The following is a 4,392-nucleotide window of genomic DNA, read 5'->3' on the forward strand; positions in this document are numbered from 1 at the left end:
GCTAACAGTTCCTACTGCCAAGCCTGTAGTGGACTTTCACCACCTAGCATTTGCGCATGCTGGGCGCACAAAAAACAAGCATCCCATCACCTCGGAATGCTTGTTTCTCTATCTAATTACCAACCACCACGCGAATACTGCTTCGGTGGAGTCACTTCCCCACGAACATCTTTCGCTGCCGTTCTTGTCCAATACGGATCACGTAACAACTCTCGCCCTAAGAAAATTAAATCTGCGCGGTCATTCTGCAAAATTTCTTCTGCTTGAACGCCCGTTGTAATCAGGCCAACTGCTCCTGTCGCAATTCCCGCACCTGTACGAATTTTCTCAGCGAACGGCACTTGGTATCCTGGGTAAACTTTCGGAACGGTATTGACTAACGCGCCACTGCTGACATCAAGTAAGTCCGCGCCGTCTGCTTTCATCCATTTTGCGAACGGAATATAGTCTTCTACTGTTAAACCGCCGTGCGCATAATCTGTCGCCGAAACTCGTACGAAAAGTGGGCCATCCCAAACTTCACGAACAGCTTTAATCACGTCGCTTAACACACGGTAACGATTTCCAGCTGGTCCGCCATACTCGTCTTCGCGTAAATTCGAAATCGGTGATAGGAATTCGTGCAATAAATAGCCGTGAGCTGCGTGAATCTCAATCACATCAAATCCAGCTTCTTTCGCGCGAAATGCTGCTTTCTTGAAATCTGCCACGACTTCTTCTATTTCTGTCGCCGTTAATTCATGCGGCTTCTTGCTTTCATCATCAAATGCGATTGGGCTTGGTGCCACTGGATCTACGTCTAAAACGGCTTTCCGGCCAGCGTGCGCCAACTGAATCCCTGCTGCTCCTTCGTGATAATGTATACCGTCAACAATTCGCTTCAAAGCTGGAATTTGGTCGTCATCCCACAATCCTAAATCGCCGTGAGAAATCCGGCCAACCGCCTGTACCGCAGTTGCTTCTATCATGATAAGTCCTACTTGTCCTGCCGCGCGAGAAACATAGTGCGCAAAATGGAAATCGTTCGCAACTCCGTCATCGGTTTCAACAGAATACATGCACATCGGTGACATAGCAACTCGATTTTTTAATGTAAGACCTTTCGTTGTATACGTAGAAAACAATTTTGACATGATTTAATCGCATCCTTTTCTTAATTTATATTTAATTGGAAGGTATTCTAAGTCCTAATTGTGACGGAGACTCGCCACTTCGTAATTGATCCGCAATTTGATCTAGTTTCCGCAAACGGTGGTTGATTCCTGATTTACTAATCGGCCCGCTGGAAAGCATATCACCGAGTTCTTGTAGCGTTACATCTTCATACTGCACACGCAAAACCGCAATTTCCCGCAACTTTTCAGGTAATGCCTCCAAGCCTACTGCAGCCGCAATAAACTTAATATTATCAATTTGTCGCACTGCAGCGTTAATCGTTTTATTCAAATTCGCTGTCTCACAATTCACAAGTCGATTCACCGAATTCCGCATATCGCGCATGATTCGAACATCTTCAAAATGAAGTAATGCCCCAGTAGCACCAATAATATTCAGGAATTCCGTTATTTTTTCGGCTTCCTTCAAGTACGTGATATAGCCATTTCGGCGTTCCAATGTCCGTGCATTCAGATTGAAACTGTTCAGTAAGCTACAAATCGCGTCGTTATGCTCTTCGTAGACCGAATTAATCTCCAAATGATACGATGATGTTTCTGGATTATTCACCGATCCACTTGCCAAAAATGCGCCACGTAGATACGCTCGGCGTGCATTTTTCGTCTTAATTAACGATGGATTGATTGCATTTTGAAATACACCGTCATTCAAAATTGCCAAATCCGCTAGAATTTCTTTGGTGTTCGCTTTTAATCGCACAATATAGACATTATTCTTCTTCAATTTCATTTTTTTCCGTACTAATAATTCAATCGGCGCTTGGTATAATTCTTTCAAAAGCCGGTACATACGGCGCGCAATAGCAGCATTTTCCGTCTGGACATCCACCACCATCATTTGATTAGAGAACGAGACTGCCCCATTCATCCTAATAAATGCCGATAGCTCCACTTTTGCGTCTGTCTTCGTGATATCTAAATTGGTTAACTCTTTCTTTGTTTCCGAGGCAAAGGACATAGACCCTCATTCCTTTTCTTTCAAATTCATCAGAATCTGTAATAATGTATTCGTCACTTTATCCGCAGCATGTCTGACTAATCCACCCTCCGTAGAAAGCAAATCACCAGCAATGACATTAATATTTAACGCATGATCCTTCTCAAAATTCTGCTCAACCTGCATGACGTCATCAGGGAACATCAAATGCCGCGGTACATCGGCTGTATTGATCATCATCGCATCAATAATCGGCCGTCCCACATGGTTCAAAATCACCTGTGCGTGGTCGGCATCCGTGAAGAAATCCGTTTCCCCAACTTGCGTCAAGATATTACAGATATAAACTTTGTAAGCTTTACTTTCAAAAATCGCATCCTGCAAATCCTGCACTAGCAAACTTGGCAAAATACTGGTGTACAAACTTCCCGGTCCAAGCACAATCAGATCTGCATCATGGATTGCTTCAATCGCAGCTGGCAAAGCCTTTACGTCCGCTGGTGTAATAAATACACGATCAATCGGCTGGCCCTGCATCGGAATCGCCGACTCGCCCTGCACAAGCGAGCCATCTTCCATCACCGCATTCAAAATCAGCGGCCGATCCGTAGCCGGAATCACCTTTCCACGAATTCGCATTGCTTTACCCAAAACCTCAATCGCGTCCACGTAACTATCATTCAACTGCGATAACGCCGTCAAAATCAGGTTCCCAATCACGTGCCCCGACAAATCACCTTCCACTTTAAAACGATATTGCATCAAAGCTTCCATTCGCGGATCCGTATTCGAAAGCGCCACCATGACGTTTCTAATATCACCGGGTGGCAATACATCCATCTGTTCACGAATCTTGCCCGAACTCCCGCCATCATCAGCAACCGTGACAATCGCAGTCAAATCAATGGGTTGTTTTTTCAAGCCTCGCAGTATGACTGGTAAACCTGTCCCGCCACCAATCACAACCACTTTCGGCTTTTGTGTCGTTGCCATCTCACTTGCCCTTTCTACGCTTCATATCACGATGCGAGATTTGCGTCTCATATTTCGTCTTCAGATTATTGCCAACGTATTCCGAAAGCGCCACAGAACGATGCTGACCGCCCGTACAACCGATTGCAATCACCAACTGTGTCTTTCCTTCCCGCTTATAATACGGCAATGTAAACAAAATCATGTCCATCAACTTATTCAAGAAAGTCTCCGTCTCTGGCCATTTCATCACATAATTATAAACATCCTTATCAAGTCCAGTCAGTGGTCGCATCTTATCAATATAATGCGGATTCGGCAAGAACCGCACATCAAACACTAAATCCGCGTCAATTGGCAAACCATATTTAAATCCAAACGACATCACCTGCACGTTGAAAACTTCCCGATCACTCGTCTGAAACTCGTTATTCATCCGTTCCCGAAGCTCGCGTGGTGCAAGTGAAGACGTATTAATCACAAGTTGTGAACGCCCCTTCAAATCCTCCAGCAAGTCGCGTTCCTGCTTAATTCCTTCCAGCACCGAACCATTTGGCTCAAGCGGGTGGTGACGACGCGTTTCCTTATAACGAGACACCAAAACCTGGTCATCCGCATCCAAAAACAACATTTTCGTCGTAATAAAAGACGTATTATCCAGCTCATCAAGCGCCGGTTGAATCGAATCAAAAAACTCCCGTCCCCGCAAATCCATCACGAGCGCGATTTTATTCATTTTTCCAGATTCTTTCATTAACTCCCAAAATTTAGGAAGTAAACTCGGCGGTAAATTGTCCACACAAAAATATCCCATATCCTCCAAAGATTGCATTGCGACAGTTTTACCTGCCCCACTCATCCCCGTAATAATTACTAACTGCAAATGATTCGTCGCCATGTATAGCCCAACCTTTCCTATATCAAAAAGTAGTTCCATTCTGCATTCTCAAGCTACTTTCCACTATACTAATATACAACCCCATTTTACCATACCGCCCATCAAAAACCTAACAAAGTAAATCAGCCGGGCGTTTCATTTTTATGAAAAACGCACCTAGCTACAATCGAAACATATTCCATCAAAGCCTTGTTTTTCTCGCTTTACCCACGTTTTAGCACAATATTTGGATGCACTTCATACTATCAATCATTGTTTGCTAGAACGGATGGGTGTTAGAAATGGCTGTCATTTCTATACTTTCTAATCGCCACTACCAGACCACTTAAAAAGACGAGGATGGGACAAAAGTTGATCTACAAATCAACGGATGTTCCATCCTCTTTATATGTATATAGAAATAAGTACAC

General features: G+C 44.0%; 4 protein-coding genes. All 4 read right to left on the reverse strand.

Features of this window, described 5'->3' with window-relative positions; translation table 11 throughout:
* Nucleotides 1-116: 116 nt before the first annotated feature.
* Genes namA through rapZ form a run of 4 tightly spaced genes read right to left on the reverse strand, consistent with a single transcriptional unit; the run spans nucleotide 117 to nucleotide 3,982 of the window.
* A complete protein-coding gene (gene namA, locus R8925_RS15640) occupies nucleotides 117-1,133 on the reverse strand; it encodes an NADPH dehydrogenase NamA (protein ID WP_430536715.1) in 1,017 nt (338 codons plus the stop codon).
* Between the two features lie 31 nt (nucleotides 1,134-1,164).
* A complete protein-coding gene (whiA, locus tag R8925_RS15645) occupies nucleotides 1,165-2,133 on the reverse strand; it encodes a DNA-binding protein WhiA (protein ID WP_430536716.1) in 969 nt (322 codons plus the stop codon).
* Nucleotides 2,134-2,139: 6 nt separating this feature from the next.
* Complete coding sequence (locus R8925_RS15650; RefSeq protein ID WP_430536717.1) at nucleotides 2,140-3,105, reverse strand: gluconeogenesis factor YvcK family protein; 966 nt, start codon at nucleotides 3,103-3,105, stop codon at nucleotides 2,140-2,142.
* Nucleotide 3,106: 1 nt separating this feature from the next.
* Nucleotides 3,107-3,982 carry an RNase adapter RapZ gene (gene rapZ, locus R8925_RS15655; protein WP_430536718.1) on the reverse strand — a complete coding sequence of 292 codons (876 nt, stop codon included), beginning with the start codon at nucleotides 3,980-3,982 and terminating at the stop codon, nucleotides 3,107-3,109.
* Nucleotides 3,983-4,392: the final 410 nt, after the last annotated feature.

Source organism: Listeria rocourtiae subsp. hofi (assembly GCF_963575615.1).
GTDB lineage: Bacteria > Bacillota > Bacilli > Lactobacillales > Listeriaceae > Listeria_A > Listeria_A hofi.

Bases quoted from the DNA above. Each gene is read 5' to 3' on its own strand.
- whiA (WP_430536716.1), bottom strand. From the start codon at position 2,133: ATGTCCTTTGCCTCGGAAACAAAGAAAGAGTTAACCAATTTAGATATC.
- R8925_RS15650 (WP_430536717.1), bottom strand. From the start codon at position 3,105: ATGGCAACGACACAAAAGCCGAAAGTGGTTGTGATTGGTGGCGGGACA.
- namA (WP_430536715.1), bottom strand. From the start codon at position 1,133: ATGTCAAAATTGTTTTCTACGTATACAACGAAAGGTCTTACATTAAAA.
- rapZ (WP_430536718.1), bottom strand. From the start codon at position 3,982: ATGGCGACGAATCATTTGCAGTTAGTAATTATTACGGGGATGAGTGGG.